Origin of the sequence: Thermococcus eurythermalis, from assembly GCF_000769655.1 — an archaeon.
In the GTDB taxonomy this organism is placed as follows: Archaea; Methanobacteriota_B; Thermococci; order Thermococcales; family Thermococcaceae; genus Thermococcus; species Thermococcus eurythermalis.
In genome coordinates this window covers 683,571-698,309 of record NZ_CP008887.1, presented here as the reverse complement: position 1 = coordinate 698,309, position 14,739 = coordinate 683,571, and the positions used below count along the sequence as shown (strand labels likewise).

Here is a 14,739-nt window from a genome sequence, read left to right as displayed (position 1 = left end):
TTGCCCCCTAATTTCATTCCCCCGAGCACCTTTTAACATCCTCCTGCCAAAATAGGTTTTTTAAGGCCTATCTTTTAACTTCTACCACTCACCCAAAGCTTAAGTTCGGCGTTGAGAACTCACGCTATTCGGAGGTGTTCCTATGGACAAGGTTTACCTAACCTGGTGGCAGATTGATAGGGCCGTCTTCGCGCTCGCCGAAGAACTGAGAAAGCACTTCATGCCCGACGTGATAGTCGGAATCGCGAGGGGCGGGCTTATTCCAGCGGTGAGGCTGAGCCACGTTCTGGGCGATGTGGAGCTCAAGGTCATAGACGTAAAGTTCTACAAGGGCATAGACGAGAGGATGGAAAAGCCTGTCGTTACGATTCCGCTCCACGGCTCGCTGGAGGGCAAGAAGGTTGTCATCGTGGATGACGTCAGCGACACCGGAAAAACCCTCGAAGTCGTCATCGAGGAGGTCAAGAAGGCCGGGGCAGAGGAGGTTAAGGTCGCCTGCCTCAGTATGAAGCCCTGGACGAAGGTCGTTCCCGACTTCTACGTCTTCAGGACGGACAAATGGATAGTCTTCCCCTGGGAGGAGTTCCCGGTCGTTGTCAGGGAATGAGCTCTTTCTCTTTAGACTTTATCCACCTTCGGTCATTTTGGGCGACCCATCAAAACCCACCAAGACACTATCACCCAGAAAGGCAGTATTTCTCATTACTAAAACTTGGGGAAAATTATATAAGCGTGGACATGTACTTTTAGAAACGGGTAAGTGCTATGCAACAGGGAAACAGGAACACGCCGAGGTTCCATTACATCGTTCTCTTAATAACCCTGCTTCCGTTGTGTTGCCCAAACCACGCACTCGCCCAGGACTGGACGCTCGAAGATGCGGTGGTTTCAGGGGACGGCATATACGTTTTAACCGATAACGGCACTCTCATGAAGGTTACGGAAGAGCTGGAAGCCCTCTGGGAGGCAGAGCTTTCAGGAGGGATCAAATTTTACCTCGCACCTGCCCCTGAAGGAGTAACTCTCGTCGGCGGTGTCCTCGCCAGAATTGACGGTGATGGAGGCCTCCTCTGGGCAAAAAACATGAGTGCAGACGATGCCGGAGTACTACCCGATGGCAGTGTCGTTTTTGTGAGCGAGAACCTGTTAGGGGTTATAGACCCAAAAGGAGCCACTATAAGGGCCTACCAACTTCTCCTGAACGGAACCGAGGAAACAGTCCCAGGAACTGGCATTTACCTGGAGGATGCTGTGCCCCTCGGCAATGCCCTCATCGTAACCGGAACCGTCAGCTTTCCAGGAGACCCAAAGTCCCATATCCTCATCGGGGCGGTTTCGTTGAACGGGAGCCTGCTATGGACAAAGGTTCTCAACACAGACTATTACGATAGGGTTGATGGAGCGTTCCGCTCCGGAGAGCACGCGGTCATCGCAGGGGTCTACGGGGGTGGAAGCGACGCGCCGTGGATAGCCAACTACTTCGTTCTGAAGGTATCCACAGAGGGCAGAATCGAGTGGTTCAACTCCTACACCTGCCCCCACGAGAAGGACTGGGACGACTTTTGGAGCATGAAAGTACTGGGCTTATCTTGCAACAAAAAGATTTGCGTTCTTGGAACCACCACCGGAACTTTTGTCCTTGATACTGATGGAACTTTCCCTATATACCTCAACGTTTCGGGGAAGGTTACAGGAATCGTTAATGACTCAGCACTCATACTCTCGAACTGGACACTACTCACAATCCCTCTCAACCAAAGTGAAGGAACAGAAAAGTGCTACACAGTAGGAATCCCTTTCAGAGAAATACCTGTCAAAGTGGAAATCCACCCCACGAAGTTCAGTACTCCCGACGCTCCCCTGCAAGTGCTGACACTACAGAGAACAAACCGTCAGCCCAAAATACATTCCGAAAAACAGCGGGACGGCCAGGAATACTTCAGTGTCGTCCTTTTAATCGCAATACTAATTGGAACCGCTCTGATGTTGGCTAAACGCGAGCCGTGACGCTCCGGGGAACTGTGAACAGGTCATTCGAAACCCTCTTTAACCCATCCTCCAACTTTTCTCGGTGGTGGTATGAGGGCGTTCATAGCTATTGATGTTAGCGACAAGGTGAGGGATAACCTCATTAAGGCTCAGGAGAGGATTGGAAACAAAGCAGCGAAAATAAAGTTCGTCGAGAGGGAGAACTTCCACGTCACGCTCAAGTTCCTCGGCGAGATTGACGAGGTAACGGCGGAAGAGGTTAAGAAGGCCCTGGAGGAGATAGCGAGGAAGCACAAAAAGCACCGCGTTCGCGTTAAGGGCATCGGCGTCTTCCCGAACCCGAACTACGTTAGGGTAATATGGGCCGGAATCGAGAACGACGAAGGCATTAAGGCGATAGCCAATGACGTAGAGCGCGAGATGAGGAGGCTCGGCTTCAAGAAGGACAAAGACTTCGTGGCCCACATAACAATCGGGCGCGTCAAGTTCGTTCGCGATAAGGTTGAACTGGCGATGGCGCTCAAAGACCTTGCCAACGAGGACTTCGGCGAGTTTGAGGTTGAGGCAATAGAGCTGAAGAAGAGCACACTGACCCCAAAGGGCCCCATCTACGAGACCGTCGCGAGGTTCGAGCTGGCGGAGTGAGGTGTTGAAATGGACGTCAAGGCAGTGATAGGGCAAGTCCTCCAGAGAATCCGCCCAACGGAGGAAGAGAGGGCCTTTGTTGAAGGGCTGGTGAGAGAATTAGGGAAAATCGCAAAAGAAGCAATCGAAAGGCTGGGCCTCGACGTCAAGCCCTACTTCGTTGGCTCCCTAGCCAAGGATACTTATCTGGCCGGAGACCACGACGTTGACCTTTTCCTTGCTTTTCCCCTCGATACCCCCCTCGAAGAGCTTAGAGAGAGGGGCCTTGAGCTCGGAAAGGCCATTGCTGAAGGCCTTGACGGCTATGAAGTGGCCTACGCTGAGCACCCCTACGTGAGGGCCAAATATAAGGGTGTGAGCGTTGACCTCGTGCCCTGCTACGACGTCAGAAGCTGGAAAGAGGTTAGGACGGCCGTTGACCGCTCGATACTCCACACGAAGTGGGCCCTTGAGAACCTCAGCGGCAGGAACGACGAGGTCAGGCTCTTGAAGCGCTTCCTCAAGGGGATAAACGCCTACGGGAGCGAGATTTATGTGAGGGGCTTCTCCGGCTACCTGGCCGAAATACTCATCATCAAGTACGGCTCGTTCCTGGACGTCCTGGAGAAAGCGGATTTCATGCTGAGGCAGAAGGTAATAGACCCCGAGAACTGGCTGAAGAAGGAGCCAGAGATAGCGCTAAAGACCGTGAAGAGGGAGACCGAGGAGGATAAACCGCTGATAGTTATAGACCCCGTCGACCCGAGGCGGAACGTTTCAGCCAACCTGAGCTGGGAGCGCTACGGAATCTTCTACTTCAAGGCGCACCAGTTCCTGGAAAACCCCTCTGAAGAGTTCTTTTTTGGAAAAACTCAGAAAACGGGGAACTATCTAGAAGAGCTCAGAAGGAAGGGAACCCACCTCGTTACCATAATGTTTCCAAAGCCAGACCTCGTTGATGACGTCCTCCTCCCACAGCTGGAGAGGAGCGCCAGGGGCTTTGAGAGGGCTCTATCAAGGGAAGGGTTCAGAGTCCTCGGCTGGGACGCCGGGCACAGGGCCGGGGAGGCGTTCGTGATGCTTGAGGTGGACAGGAGAGAAAGGGAGAAGGTCACGATAAAGCCCGGGCCGGAGTTCTTCACCGAGAGGGGCTGGGACTTCTACAGGAAGAACGAGAAGGTGTGGGTCATCGGCAAGAGACTCTACGCTGAGAAGAGAGTTAAGGAGAACATCATTGACGTCATCTTGGAGCTCATAGAGAAGAACCAGGTCGCGCTGGGAAAGAACGTGAGGGAAGATATAAAAAACGCAAAAATCCTGCTAGACTACGTTCCCAAGGAGCTGGAGGAGGACGCATATCTCTTCCTGAGCAGAGAGAAGTGGAACCTGAAGGGCCAGCAGTAGGGTTTCTTTCCTCGCCATCTTTTCTTTAATGTCTTCCAGTATACGCTTGAGCTTCAAGCAATCCTCTCCACCGAGCTTCGTCAGCAGGGAAATGCAGTCGGAGGGCACTTCTTCGGGGCACTCCTTTTTCTTCTCCTCCAACACCGCCACCTCCACAGGATTGGAAAGAGGAGATAACACAAGGCTCATCTCCTGTGCTCGCACCACTCCTGGTTCTCCCAGTGGCCGTGCCTCTCGCCCGGTATGTGGCCGGTATCAGCCACTGCCCAGTCGAGGTTATAGCCCTCAATGAGTGCCCTCAGTTCGCCCCCAAGGTCGCGCCTGCCGACGTATAGAGCGGCCCTCGTCACCACGTTGTAGCCGCTGTTGGGGACTTCCGGTCTAAGAGCGTCCCTCCAGGCGTCTTCACTCGTCTCCCAGCCCTCCAGGGAAGGCATCGCCCCGAAGTTCCAGATGTGATATAGGCTCTCAAAGTTGAGTAGCTTCAGGTAGGCTTCCACGAAGAGGTTCTGGAGCTCATCCCCGTCAAAGTAGTCTATGAGTTCTATTAAAGCCTTCGTCATTACCGCGACGTTGCCGAAGGCGACGCGGGTGTCGAGGTTCTCCCAGAAGCGCGGGCAGGAGTGGTTTGCGAGGAGCATGAGGTAGTAAACCCTTCCGAGCTTCAGGGCATTTCTGTCTCCGCCAGCAGGCTCAAGCACGTAGTCGAGCGAAGTATCCATGCCGAAGTAATCGTAGTAGTCCCTAAAGAATACCCTAGCGTAGCGGACGAGGAACTCCTCAGCGTTGGCCCCAAGCCCTTCGAGGCCCTTCAAGACTCCCCGCCTCACCACCCTGTTCAGCTCCTCGAAGAGGCGTGTGAAGGCGACCTTCCAGAGCTGAGAGATTTTCCTGCCGTTCACTTCTCTCGCGAAGACCTTTCCGTCTGCCCTCCTGTATCCAAGCCACCGGCAGTCGCTCGTCTTGCCGTCCGTGCTCAGGTCAAAGTAGTCGCTCCAGCTTGAGTAGTCCTTGACGCCCATCTCAAAGGAGCACTCGCCGTCCAAGCGCTTGAACCCCCCGGTGAGCTTCTTCCTCACGAACTCCATTGCCGAGACCCGTTCGACGCCGTTCCTCTCAAGTCCCTCCATCCAGGCGGTGAAGCGGTCGAGCTGGGCGGGGTTCCCGAGGAGGCTCTCAAGGTCGCTCGCGGTGAAGACCAAATAGGGGACGCCGAGCTTCTCCTTGTGCCCATCCCTGAGGGCGAGGGTGGCCGAAACCAGGCCGGGGACGTCGAGGGTGTTGAAGGCGAAGGCGTCGCTTATGCTCCACTCCCTCCCGAAGACAAAGGAGTTGCCGTAGCGGTTGCAGGAGTGCTTGGCCTGGGGGAAGTCGTAGAGGAGTTGCCTTTCGTCGAGGAGGAACACAAGCTTCCTGTCGGTTGAGGACTCGATGAGCTCGGCACTGCGGCGTGTTATGACCGCCTCGGGGAGCCAGTAGCCGATTACAGGTTCGTTTCCAATAAGGGGGGCGTAGAAGTCGAATGAAACTCTCGCGAGGATTCTCTGCTCGAACTCGTCAAAGTGGGGGACTATCGGGTGGAACGGGGTCGTTGGAACAGCGTCAAACTTCCCCAGAAGCTCAACGGCGTCTTCGAAGGCGCTCTTATGGTAGTGGAGGAGCATAAGGAACGTGAAGGGCTCTATGTCAACGCTGATGCCCTTCATGCGCGAGAGCGTGTCCGCTATGTGCTCATAGGAGTAGAGCATCGCCCTCGTCCAGTTCTCACCCTTAACTTCCTCCCCCCGGATTTTTATCGCTACGGGGCTCTTTCTTTCCTCATACTCTATCGGCCCGGAGCCGTCTCCATCTTTAACGTAAACTATGTCACCAGGCTGGTATGCGTGGAAGTGGTGGGCATACTTCATCTTCATTGTCTCACCTGTGGTGATACATCCCTCGGCCTTATCTCAGTTTCGGAAAAATTAAAGGGCATTTTTACACAGATGTGCCCGATAGATTAATAAACCTGTGCATTGAAATTTCAGCGGTGGAAAGATGGAGCGCGAGTTCAGGAAGATTCTGGGGGAAGACCTTGCCAACTACCTTGAGCTTCTGAGGGCGAAGCTGGCCTTTGCCGAGGAGCTGTACGGGGTGAAGATGAACTACGTCCCGCTCATAACTGAAGAAGAGGTGGTAGTCCTCGACAAGAACGATGGCAAGATTAAGTGGCTCAAAACCAAGAGGCCGCTCACAGTTGAGGAGTTCAGGGAGCTGGCGGACAAAATAAAGAAAAACCTCGAATCAGGCTACGTCGAGATGCTCCTGGCTATGAACATGTCATGTGTCAATGGGCCTGGCGAGTGAGAAAGCAACCCGGAACTTACATTTTTCTTTTGAAAGCCTCGCCGTTCACGGCGGGGATGCAGTAAACCACCCAACCGGCCTTTAGGCAGGAAGGCAAAACTATTTTAAAGCCTAAAATTTATACCATGCCTTGATATGAAGCGCTCAGTAACAGTAAAACTCCAGCCCTCTAAAGAACAAGCAAAAATCCTCCACCAGTTAGCCGATTCAGGAGCCAAAGCCTGGAACCGAGTAAACTACTTGAGGCGACAAGAATTCTTCCAACACAAAATCGTGGACTTCAATTCAACTGAAAAAACCGTTTACGAAGAGTTTAAACGAGAAATCGGTTCTGCCACGGTTCAGCAGATAGCGAGAAAAAACGCTGAAGCCTGGCGGAGTTTCTTCTCACTCCTGAGGAAGAAGAGGAATGGAGAACTCCCCTCTTGGCTCAAACCAAAACCTCCACTCTACCTCAAAGAAGACGGGAGGAGGAAACCCTTAATCGTTCTCAGGAACGACCAGTACAAGGTTGAAGGGAACAAACTAATCTTCAAAGGCCTTGGCAAGTTTAAACGCCTTGAAGTCCAGTTTAAGGGAAGAATTCACCTGAAGGGCAAGCAGGGGCGGTTAGAGATAACCTACGACCCCGTTAAGCGGAAATGGTATGCTCACGTTAGCCTTACTGTCGAGGAAAAACTTGAGGGTGGGGAATGGGTAAGCGTTCCAAGAACGCCACAAGGGAGCCTTTCAGCGGGCATTGACCTGGGAGTGAACAATCTCATGGCCGTTTACGTGGAGAATGGCGAGAGTTTCCTGGTCAATGGAAGACCGCTTAAAAGCATTGACTTCTACTGGAGGAGAAAAATTGCTGACTACCAGTCAAAACTCAACAAGAGTGGAGCTAAAGCGAGTAGAAAACTCAGGAGAATGCACGATAAAGCGAAACTTCAGGCTAAACACTACATTAACACTGCCGTAAGAGGAACGGTTAGAAAGCTCTACGAGTTGGGAGTTTCTAAAATTGTCGTTGGTTATCCTAAGAGCATAGCTCGGAATTCTGATAGGGGCAAAAGGCAGAACTTCCTCCTCTCCCACGTGTGGCGGTTCAATACGGTTATTAAGCGTCTTAGGGAAGTTGCGGAAGAGTATGGTATTGAGGTTTTGATTGTTGGTGAGGCTTTCACTTCTAAGGTTTGCCCTGTCTGCGGGAAGCCTCACGAGGGGGCGAGGTTTGTTAGGGGTTTGTTTAAGTGTCCCGCAACGGGGCTTGTTTTTAACGCGGATTTAGTTGGTGCTTTCAACATTTTGAAGAAGGTTGTGAAAACCATAACCCCGAATCTGGGCGGGCTTTATGCTCAGAGGAGGGGTAACGGGGGGAAGACCCTCCCCGAGGGGTTCGAAGAACCCTTTTCAAGGGTTGCCCTAATGAGAACCCCTCAAACCTCCCCATCACTGGCGAGGGGTTAACTCGTTGGAACCCTCGCCCTTTAGGGCGGGGAGGAGGTCAGTTCAATAAACCGCACTCAAACTTTTCAAGCTACCCAAGAGGAATACAAAAGAAGGAGAGCTGGAACCTTCAGCACTTCTCGAACTCGACTTTTACGGGGGTCGGGTTGGCCAGGTTGTCGCTGACCGGACAGCGCTCCTCGACCTGCTCAAGCCACTTCTTGAGGGTCTCCTCGTCCGCGTCGGTCTTCACCTTAACCTTGACCCTTATCTCCTTGTATCCGGCCCTCTGGTCCCCCTTGCCGTAGAGCTTCCCGGGGTTGAAGACGCCCTCGACCTCAACGCTCAGGTCTTCGATGTTTATCCCCATGTCCTTGGCAACAAGGGTGGCAACTATGTTTATACAGCCGGCGAGGGCGGCAAGAACGTAGTCTATTGGGCTAGGAGCCTCTCCACCGAGCTTGTCCATCACTATCTCAAAATCTCCGGCCTTGACCTTCATCTTGGTCGGGGAGAGCCTCTCTCCAACAACCTTTAGAACCATGTCCTTATACTCGACCATAACATCACCGTTATTACTTTGGCAGTAATGCCTTAAAAAGGCCACCAAAACCAGAGGTTTAAAAGAAAAGGTTAAAGACTCAGGCGCTTTTTGATTTCCTCAGCTTCTCCTGCCTTAACGACCCAATATTCATCTGAATTGTCTTCTTCGATGAAATAGTTTATAAACACACAGGGACAGTAACGAACGCGATGAACCGCTCGGAGCTCATACTCCTCGGCATCACGGCGATATGGGGCTTTACATTCCCCGCGATGAAGGTTAGCCTTGACTACCTCCCGCCGATACTCTTTCTAGCTTACCGCTTCGGTCTGGCGTCCCTCCTGATGCTCCTCGTTTTCAGGTCAAAGGTCTTGAAGAAGGAGACACTCAAGGAGGGGTTTATCGTTGGGCTCACTCTGTTCTTCGGCCACGGGTTCCAGATAGTGGGCCTCAAATACACTACAGCCTCGAATTCAGCCTTCATCACTTCGCTCTACGTCGTCTTTACACCGTTCATAGCGTATTTCATTCTCAGAGATAGGCTCAAGCCACGGGATGTAATCTCGCTGGCGGTGGCCCTGGCAGGTCTCTACCTGATTTCAGGGGCGAGCCTGGACTTCAACTACGGCGACCTGCTCACAGTGTTCTGCGCCCTCAGCTTCGCCTTCCAGATAGTTCTCATCCAGAAGTTCGGGGAGAAAGACTACCTCAGCCTGGCATTCTGGCAGATATTCTGGAACTTCGTCCTCTCGCTGGCGTTTGCCCTCATCTTTGAACCTTTCGTACTTCCAAAGAACCCCCTCCCCTGGCTCGGCATCTTATACACCTCGGTATTCGCTACCGTTATAGCGTTCACACTCCAGGTGAAGCACCAGAGGAACACGAAGGCCCATAAAGCGGCGCTGATATACTCTGCCGAGCCGATATTCGGCCACATATCGGCCTTTCTGACGATAGGAGAAGTCCTGAGCCTCAAGGGCTACCTCGGTGCGGCTTTAATCATGGCAGGCGTTTGGAACGAGATACGGAACCACCGGTAGAGAGATTTGGAAACAAAAGGTTAATAAATTATCAGAGCGAACCATTTTCCGGAGGTGGTTGCCATGGTGCACGCTTACATCAAGAAGAAGACCAGAGAGTTCTCAAAGGAAGAAAAGGAGAAGCGCTACAAGTACTTGGGAAAGGAAGTCATAGACGTTGACGATCCCGGGCTTGACAGCATCCCGGAGTTCTACGGCATAGCAAACGCCATATGGCGCGACTGGAAGAACGGAGAGATAAGCACCAAGACGGCCCTCGGAAGGCTCGCGCTCCTTAAACTGCTGACGTACAAGACCAAGAACAAGAAAATCCAGGACATCCCCGAGGAAGACCTTGAGGAGGTCAGGAAGTTCATCGACTACGTCATTCAGGTCATCAAGAACGAGAGCAGGAGAAGGGGCGAGCCCGAGGAGGAGAGACAGGTCGAGGAGAAAGCTTCATCGTAAGGCTTCTCTTACAAATTCTCCCGCCCTCAGGATTTTAACTTTTCTTCCATCAAAACGATAAGTTTTGGTGGCTTCATCCCTCATCTGGACGATGTGCTTCGTGTTTTCCGAGATAATATAATCCACTTTCTTGGCGTAGGCCACGTCAAAGAACTTAGCGTCATTCGGGTCCCCCAGGTTCTTTAGGAACTCATGGTCATCGGAGAACTTTCGCCGAGGACGAACCATGACACTGTTTTTAATAACCATCGCCAAAATCCGCAATGCACGTCTCGTAAACCCCGTTTCCATACCGATGCCGAGAACCTGAGTTTTCATTTCCTCGATGATTTCATCTGAGACAAAATTTACGATATAGCCCCTTTGAAGGGCCTTTAATATATGCCACGCTGGAGATTTTGGAAGGTCCTTAGACTTCAACGCACTAATAAGGACGGATGTATCTAACACAACTTTGATTTTACCCGCCATCTCAAACAACTCCTAACTCTCTCAACTTCACCTCGATGCGTTTAAACTTCTTAAAGCTCCGCTCACCTATCTTCATAAGTTCCTCAAGGTTGTAATCTATCCCAACATGCTCCTCCTCCAGTTCACGTTCCCACTTTTCAAGCTCTTCATCAGTAACGGTAGTGGCCAGCCTTTCAACTTCCCTCATCAGTCGTTTCATCTCAAAAAACCACACTATGTCCTCGGGCTTCTCATGAATTTTCCTCGCGAGCTGGACAATCCATTCACTAACCGAACGCCTGGCTTCTTCGTCGGTCTTAAGCATTAACTCAATCGCCCTTACATCAGACGCCATAACTCTCCCCATTCTTTTATCCGCGACGGATTATAAAACTCTACCGTTGACAGTGCTTGGCTAAAACTCCATAAAATCTTAAAACCCGAAAGCCTAACCGTAACCGCCCTCCCCTCTCACACCCCCGTGATGAATGAGCGGGGGACGGTCGGGGAGGGTACACTCCCGTTATTCCTTCTCGAAATAGAGCTCACGGTTCAGCCTCGGTATCATCGCCATCAGGACTGCAATCTCGTTGAGTTCCGTTCTCGTGAGCAACCCTTTGCTCAGGACGCCTATCGCGCCGATTTTCTTCTTGAGCTCAGGGTCTTTGACGAGCTCGCCCATAGCGATTCCCACTTCAACGCCCTCATTGAGGACTTTCTCGATGACGACCGGCGGGTACTCAAAGCCCGGCCCGTGGCCGACGGTTATCATCCCATCTGGGCTCGCCACCGCGCAGACCTGAATATCGAGGTAGCCCGTCAGCGTTTTTGGGAACGGGTATATCCCCGCCTCGATTCCCACGCCGAGGTCGGCACCGGTCTTCTCCAAGGCCTGTTTTGCCCTGTTAACTGCTCCCCGCGTTGTCTCCTCCAGACCGATAGGCTGGTCTGAAACGCCGCTGTCCACTTCAACGCCAAAGACCTCAACGTCGCCATAAATCCGTCTCATCACGTTCTCAACGGCTTTGACCTTCGTTGGGTTGGTTGAGCCGACCGCGATTCTCATACCACCACCGAAGCCAGTTGGTAGAAAACCTTATAAGCTCGCTTCCCAATTCTGGCCCGATACCCATGAGGGGGGAGTGTTTTATCCTTCGCTCCGCCCGTTTCGAGGCTTAAGCCCTCTTCTGGGTTAGCCGTAACTATCACTTCTGGAGGGTTCTGGGATGATTAAGGAGCCAGAGTTTAGAGAATACAACCCAGGCAAGCTTGAGGAAAAGATAGAGGCGTTCTGGAAAGAGAACAACACCTACGAGAAGGTCAAGGCCAGCAGGGCGAACGGCCCGAAGTACTACTTCCTCGACGGACCACCCTATGTGAGCGGTGCGATACACCTCGGAACGGCCTGGAACAAGATAATCAAGGACATGATAATCCGCTTCAGGACCATGCAGGGCTACAACGTTAGGAGACAGCCGGGCTTCGACATGCACGGCCTGCCGATAGAGGTCAAGGTCGAGCAGGCCCTCGGGCTCAAAACCAAGAAGGACATCGAGACCGAGATAGGTGTTGACAACTTCATCAAGAAGTGTAAGGAGTTCGCCCTCAACAACCTGAAGATAATGACCGAGCAGTTCAAGATGCTCGGAATCTGGATGGACTGGGACAATCCCTACATGACCATAAAGAACGAGTACATAGAGTCCGGCTGGTTCACGCTCAAGAAGGCCTGGGAGAAGGGGCTTTTGGAGAAGGACAAGCGCGTCCTCCACTGGTGCCCGCGCTGTGAGACCGCTCTGGCCGAGCACGAGGTTCGCGGTGAGTACAAGGTCAGGAAGGACCCGAGCATCTACGTCAAGTTCCCGGTCGAGGGCAAGGAGAACGAGTATCTCCTCATCTGGACTACCACACCGTGGACGCTCCCGGCCAACTTAGCCGTTACCGTTCACCCCGAGTACGACTACGCGAGGGTTAGGGTCGAGACCGAGAACGGCGAGGAGTACTGGATAATCGCGAAGGCTCTCGTCGAGCGCGTTCTTGCTGAGGTTGGGGTCAGGGGCGAGGTGGTCGAGGAGTTCAAGGGCGAGGAGCTTGAGGGAGTGAGATACGTTCACGTCCTTCTCGACGAGTACCCGAGGCAGAGGGAGTTCCGCGAGAAGTACGAGTGGGCGCACCGCGTAATCCTCGGCGAGCACGTTACGCTTGAGGACGGTACCGGACTGGTTCACACCGCGCCGGGCCACGGTGAGGAGGACTTCGAGGTCGGGCAGAAGTACGGTCTGCCTGTTTACAGCCCGGTCAACGACCAGGGTCGCTACACCGAGGGCAGGTGGAAGGGCGTCTACGTCAAGGACGCCGACCCGGAGATAATAGAGCACCTAAAGGAGAAGGGCTACCTCGTGAAGGCCGGAACGATAGAGCACAAGTACCCGCACTGCTGGCGCTGTAAGACCCCGCTGATTTTCAGGGCGACCGACCAGTGGTTCCTCAAGGTCAGCAAGGTGAAGGACAAGATAATCAAGGAGAACGACGAGAAGGTTACGTGGTATCCCGAGTGGGTCAAAGTAAGGTACGACAACGGCGTCATGAACTCGGGCGACTGGGTCATAAGCAGGCAGAGGTACTGGGGAATACCGCTCCCGATATGGCAGAGCGAGGACGGCGAGATATACGTCGTTGGAAGCTTTGAGGAGCTTGTAAGACTTTCTGTGGCCATAGAGGTTAACGGCGAGAGGATAGAACTTCCGGAGGACTACAACGAGAAGCTCAGGGTCATAGAGGAGAAGCTTGGCCCAGAAGATTTGCACAGGCCCTACGTCGATGCCTTCATCATAAAGGTCAACGGCAAGGAAATGAGGCGCGTTAAAGACGTCGTTGATGTGTGGTTCGACAGCGGAATAGCGAGCTGGGCGTCGCTCGACTACCCACGCAACAAGGAGCTCTTTGAGAAGCTCTGGCCGGCCGACTTCATAGTCGAGGGCGAAGACCAGGTCACCAAGTGGTTCTACTCCCAGCAGGCCGCGAGCGTCATAGCCTTCGACACCGTGCCGTACAGGAAGGTGGCCATGCACGGCTACGTCCTCGATGAGAAGGGAGACAAGATGAGCAAGAGCCTCGGCAACATCATAAGGCCCGAGGAGGTCGTCCAGAAGGAGGGAAGGGACCCATTCAGGTTCTACATGCTCTGGGCCACCAACCCCTGGGAGAACCTCCGCTTCAGCTGGAAGGGCCTGGCTCAGGTCAAGAGAATGCTCAACATACTCTGGAACGTTTACGTGCTCAGCGCCACATACATGAGCCTCGACAACTTTGACCCGACGAAGCTCAAGCCAGAGGAGCTTCCGTTCCGCGAGGAAGACAGGTGGATACTCAGCAGGGTCAACGGGCTCATAAAGGACGTCGAAGAGGGTATAGAGACCTTCAGGCTGACGAAAGCGACGAGAGCCATTTACAACTTCGTCGTCGAGGACCTGAGCAGGTGGTACGTTCGCTTAATCAGGAAGCGCATGTGGGTCGAGGGCGACGACCCGGACAAGTTGGCGGCCTACTACACCGTCTGGAAGGTCTTCGACGTCCTGCTGAGGCTGATGGCCCCGTTCACGCCCTACATAGCCGAGGAGATATACCAGAACATGCTCAGGCCGTTCCTCGGCGTGGAAAGCGTCCACATGCTCGACTGGCCAAAGCCCGACGAGGAAGCCATAGACGAGGAGCTTGAGCGCGAGATGGAGGCGGTAAGGAAGATAGTCGAGGCTGGCTCTTCAGCGAGGCAGAGGGCCAAGATAAAGCTCCGCTACCCGGTCAGGAGGATAATCGTCGAGACCGAGGACGAGACCGTGAAGAAGGCCGTTGAGAGGCTCAACAGAATCCTGCGCGACCAGCTCAACGCCAAAGAAGTGGTCGTCGGAAAGGTCGAGCGCGAGCTCGTCATCAAGCCCAACTTCGCCAAGGTCGGGCCGGAGTTCAAGGGCGACGCAAAACTCGTGATAGACTGGATAAACGAGCACGGAAGGGAACTCTACGAGAAGGGTGAGATGGACGTTGAACTCGAAGGAAAGACCTTCCACCTCACGAGGGAGCACCTGACCATCGAGGAGAAACTGCCCGACTTCTTCGTCAGCGAGGAGTTCGAGGGAGGAAGGGTCTTCGTGGACAAGACCCTCACGAGGGAGCTCCTCGCCGAGGGCCTCGCCAGAGAGTTCGTCAGGAGGATACAGGAGATGCGCAAGCGCCTTGATTTGGACGTCAACGACAGAATTGCCGTCACCATCGAGACCACCGACGAGAACCGCGAACTGCTCGAGGAGAACCTCGACTACATAAAGAAGGAGACGAGGGCAACCGAGGTGGTCTTCGGAGAGGCGAAGGGATTCGTCGTCGAGTGGCCCGAAGTGCAGGCGAAGATAGGGATTGAGAAGGTGGAGTGAGGAATTTTTTTATTTCAGCCTTCACTTGTTTCACCATTTT

Annotated in this window: 15 protein-coding genes; 9 read left to right on the top strand and 6 right to left on the bottom strand. The window is 53.3% G+C overall.

Going from position 1 to position 14,739, the window contains the following annotated elements:
* Positions 1–142 precede the first annotated feature (142 nt).
* From TEU_RS03655 to cca, 4 genes are all read left to right on the top strand, one after another.
* Entirely contained in the window at positions 143–607 is a 465-nt protein-coding gene (locus TEU_RS03655) for a phosphoribosyltransferase (protein WP_050002504.1), read from the top strand.
* Positions 608–765: 158 nt separating this feature from the next.
* The gene (locus TEU_RS03650; RefSeq protein ID WP_050002503.1) at positions 766–2,007 is read left to right on the top strand and encodes a hypothetical protein; all 1,242 of its coding nucleotides are present in this window, start codon (positions 766–768) and stop codon (positions 2,005–2,007) included.
* A 72-nt stretch (positions 2,008–2,079) separates the two neighbouring features.
* Positions 2,080–2,634 (top strand): RNA 2',3'-cyclic phosphodiesterase, encoded by a 555-nt coding sequence (gene thpR / locus TEU_RS03645; RefSeq protein ID WP_050002502.1) that lies wholly within the window; start codon positions 2,080–2,082, stop codon positions 2,632–2,634.
* Positions 2,635–2,643: 9 nt separating this feature from the next.
* Positions 2,644–4,017: a CCA tRNA nucleotidyltransferase gene (gene cca, locus TEU_RS03640; RefSeq protein ID WP_050002501.1), complete on the top strand. Its 1,374-nt coding sequence runs from the start codon at positions 2,644–2,646 to the stop codon at positions 4,015–4,017.
* Here the strand turns inward: cca and TEU_RS11610 are convergent.
* Positions 3,934–4,158, bottom strand: a complete 225-nt coding sequence (locus TEU_RS11610; RefSeq protein ID WP_144244812.1) for a hypothetical protein — start codon at positions 4,156–4,158, stop codon at positions 3,934–3,936. The two genes, cca and TEU_RS11610, sit on opposite strands and share 84 nt — an antisense overlap.
* Positions 4,159–4,202: 44 nt before the next feature.
* Positions 4,203–5,930: a hypothetical protein gene (locus TEU_RS03635; protein ID WP_050002500.1), complete on the bottom strand. Its 1,728-nt coding sequence runs from the start codon at positions 5,928–5,930 to the stop codon at positions 4,203–4,205.
* Positions 5,931–6,054: 124 nt separating this feature from the next.
* Between TEU_RS03635 and TEU_RS03630 the strand changes: the two genes are divergently transcribed.
* Positions 6,055–6,363, top strand: a complete 309-nt coding sequence (locus TEU_RS03630; protein ID WP_050002499.1) for a hypothetical protein — start codon at positions 6,055–6,057, stop codon at positions 6,361–6,363.
* Positions 6,364–6,498: 135 nt separating this feature from the next.
* The gene (locus TEU_RS03625) at positions 6,499–7,812 is read left to right on the top strand and encodes an RNA-guided endonuclease InsQ/TnpB family protein (RefSeq protein WP_050002498.1); all 1,314 of its coding nucleotides are present in this window, start codon (positions 6,499–6,501) and stop codon (positions 7,810–7,812) included.
* 109 nt (positions 7,813–7,921) lie between these two features.
* Here TEU_RS03625 and TEU_RS03620 read toward each other — a convergent pair whose 3' ends face one another.
* Complete coding sequence (locus tag TEU_RS03620; RefSeq protein ID WP_050002497.1) at positions 7,922–8,353, bottom strand: OsmC family protein; 432 nt, start codon at positions 8,351–8,353, stop codon at positions 7,922–7,924.
* Positions 8,354–8,544: 191 nt separating this feature from the next.
* Here TEU_RS03620 and TEU_RS03615 point away from each other — a divergent pair, with 191 nt between their 5' ends.
* Together TEU_RS03615 and TEU_RS03610 are read left to right on the top strand one after the other, a co-directional pair.
* Positions 8,545–9,375 (top strand): DMT family transporter, encoded by an 831-nt coding sequence (locus TEU_RS03615; RefSeq protein ID WP_050002496.1) that lies wholly within the window; start codon positions 8,545–8,547, stop codon positions 9,373–9,375.
* A gap of 63 nt (positions 9,376–9,438) precedes the next feature.
* Positions 9,439–9,822, top strand: a complete 384-nt coding sequence (locus tag TEU_RS03610; RefSeq protein ID WP_050002495.1) for a hypothetical protein — start codon at positions 9,439–9,441, stop codon at positions 9,820–9,822.
* On the opposite strand, the gene TEU_RS03605 is transcribed toward TEU_RS03610, so the two are convergent.
* From TEU_RS03605 to yjjX, 3 genes are all read right to left on the bottom strand, one after another.
* Entirely contained in the window at positions 9,814–10,293 is a 480-nt protein-coding gene (locus TEU_RS03605) for a putative toxin-antitoxin system toxin component, PIN family (RefSeq protein WP_050002494.1), read from the bottom strand. The two genes, TEU_RS03610 and TEU_RS03605, sit on opposite strands and share 9 nt — an antisense overlap.
* Before the next feature lies 1 nt (position 10,294).
* Entirely contained in the window at positions 10,295–10,639 is a 345-nt protein-coding gene (locus TEU_RS03600) for a hypothetical protein (RefSeq protein ID WP_144244810.1), read from the bottom strand.
* Between the two features lie 156 nt (positions 10,640–10,795).
* Positions 10,796–11,338 carry an inosine/xanthosine triphosphatase gene (yjjX, locus tag TEU_RS03595; protein WP_050002492.1) on the bottom strand — a complete coding sequence of 181 codons (543 nt, stop codon included), beginning with the start codon at positions 11,336–11,338 and terminating at the stop codon, positions 10,796–10,798.
* Positions 11,339–11,498: 160 nt separating this feature from the next.
* Between yjjX and ileS the strand changes: the two genes are divergently transcribed.
* On the top strand, positions 11,499–14,699 hold the full coding sequence (gene ileS / locus TEU_RS03590) for an isoleucine--tRNA ligase (protein ID WP_050002491.1): 3,201 nt from the start codon (positions 11,499–11,501) through the stop codon (positions 14,697–14,699).
* Positions 14,700–14,739: the final 40 nt, after the last annotated feature.

Excerpts from the sequence above, each read along its gene's own strand:
- TEU_RS03655 (WP_050002504.1), top strand. The coding sequence starts at position 143 with ATGGACAAGGTTTACCTAACCTGGTGGCAGATTGATAGGGCCGTCTTC.
- TEU_RS03650 (WP_050002503.1), top strand. The coding sequence starts at position 766 with ATGCAACAGGGAAACAGGAACACGCCGAGGTTCCATTACATCGTTCTC.
- thpR (WP_050002502.1), top strand. The coding sequence starts at position 2,080 with ATGAGGGCGTTCATAGCTATTGATGTTAGCGACAAGGTGAGGGATAAC.
- cca (WP_050002501.1), top strand. The coding sequence starts at position 2,644 with ATGGACGTCAAGGCAGTGATAGGGCAAGTCCTCCAGAGAATCCGCCCA.
- TEU_RS03635 (WP_050002500.1), bottom strand. The coding sequence starts at position 5,930 with ATGAAGATGAAGTATGCCCACCACTTCCACGCATACCAGCCTGGTGAC.
- TEU_RS03630 (WP_050002499.1), top strand. The coding sequence starts at position 6,055 with ATGGAGCGCGAGTTCAGGAAGATTCTGGGGGAAGACCTTGCCAACTAC.
- TEU_RS03625 (WP_050002498.1), top strand. The coding sequence starts at position 6,499 with ATGAAGCGCTCAGTAACAGTAAAACTCCAGCCCTCTAAAGAACAAGCA.
- TEU_RS03620 (WP_050002497.1), bottom strand. The coding sequence starts at position 8,353 with ATGGTCGAGTATAAGGACATGGTTCTAAAGGTTGTTGGAGAGAGGCTC.
- TEU_RS03615 (WP_050002496.1), top strand. The coding sequence starts at position 8,545 with ATGAACCGCTCGGAGCTCATACTCCTCGGCATCACGGCGATATGGGGC.
- TEU_RS03610 (WP_050002495.1), top strand. The coding sequence starts at position 9,439 with ATGGTGCACGCTTACATCAAGAAGAAGACCAGAGAGTTCTCAAAGGAA.
- TEU_RS03605 (WP_050002494.1), bottom strand. The coding sequence starts at position 10,293 with ATGGCGGGTAAAATCAAAGTTGTGTTAGATACATCCGTCCTTATTAGT.
- TEU_RS03600 (WP_144244810.1), bottom strand. The coding sequence starts at position 10,639 with ATGGGGAGAGTTATGGCGTCTGATGTAAGGGCGATTGAGTTAATGCTT.
- yjjX (WP_050002492.1), bottom strand. The coding sequence starts at position 11,338 with ATGAGAATCGCGGTCGGCTCAACCAACCCAACGAAGGTCAAAGCCGTT.
- ileS (WP_050002491.1), top strand. The coding sequence starts at position 11,499 with ATGATTAAGGAGCCAGAGTTTAGAGAATACAACCCAGGCAAGCTTGAG.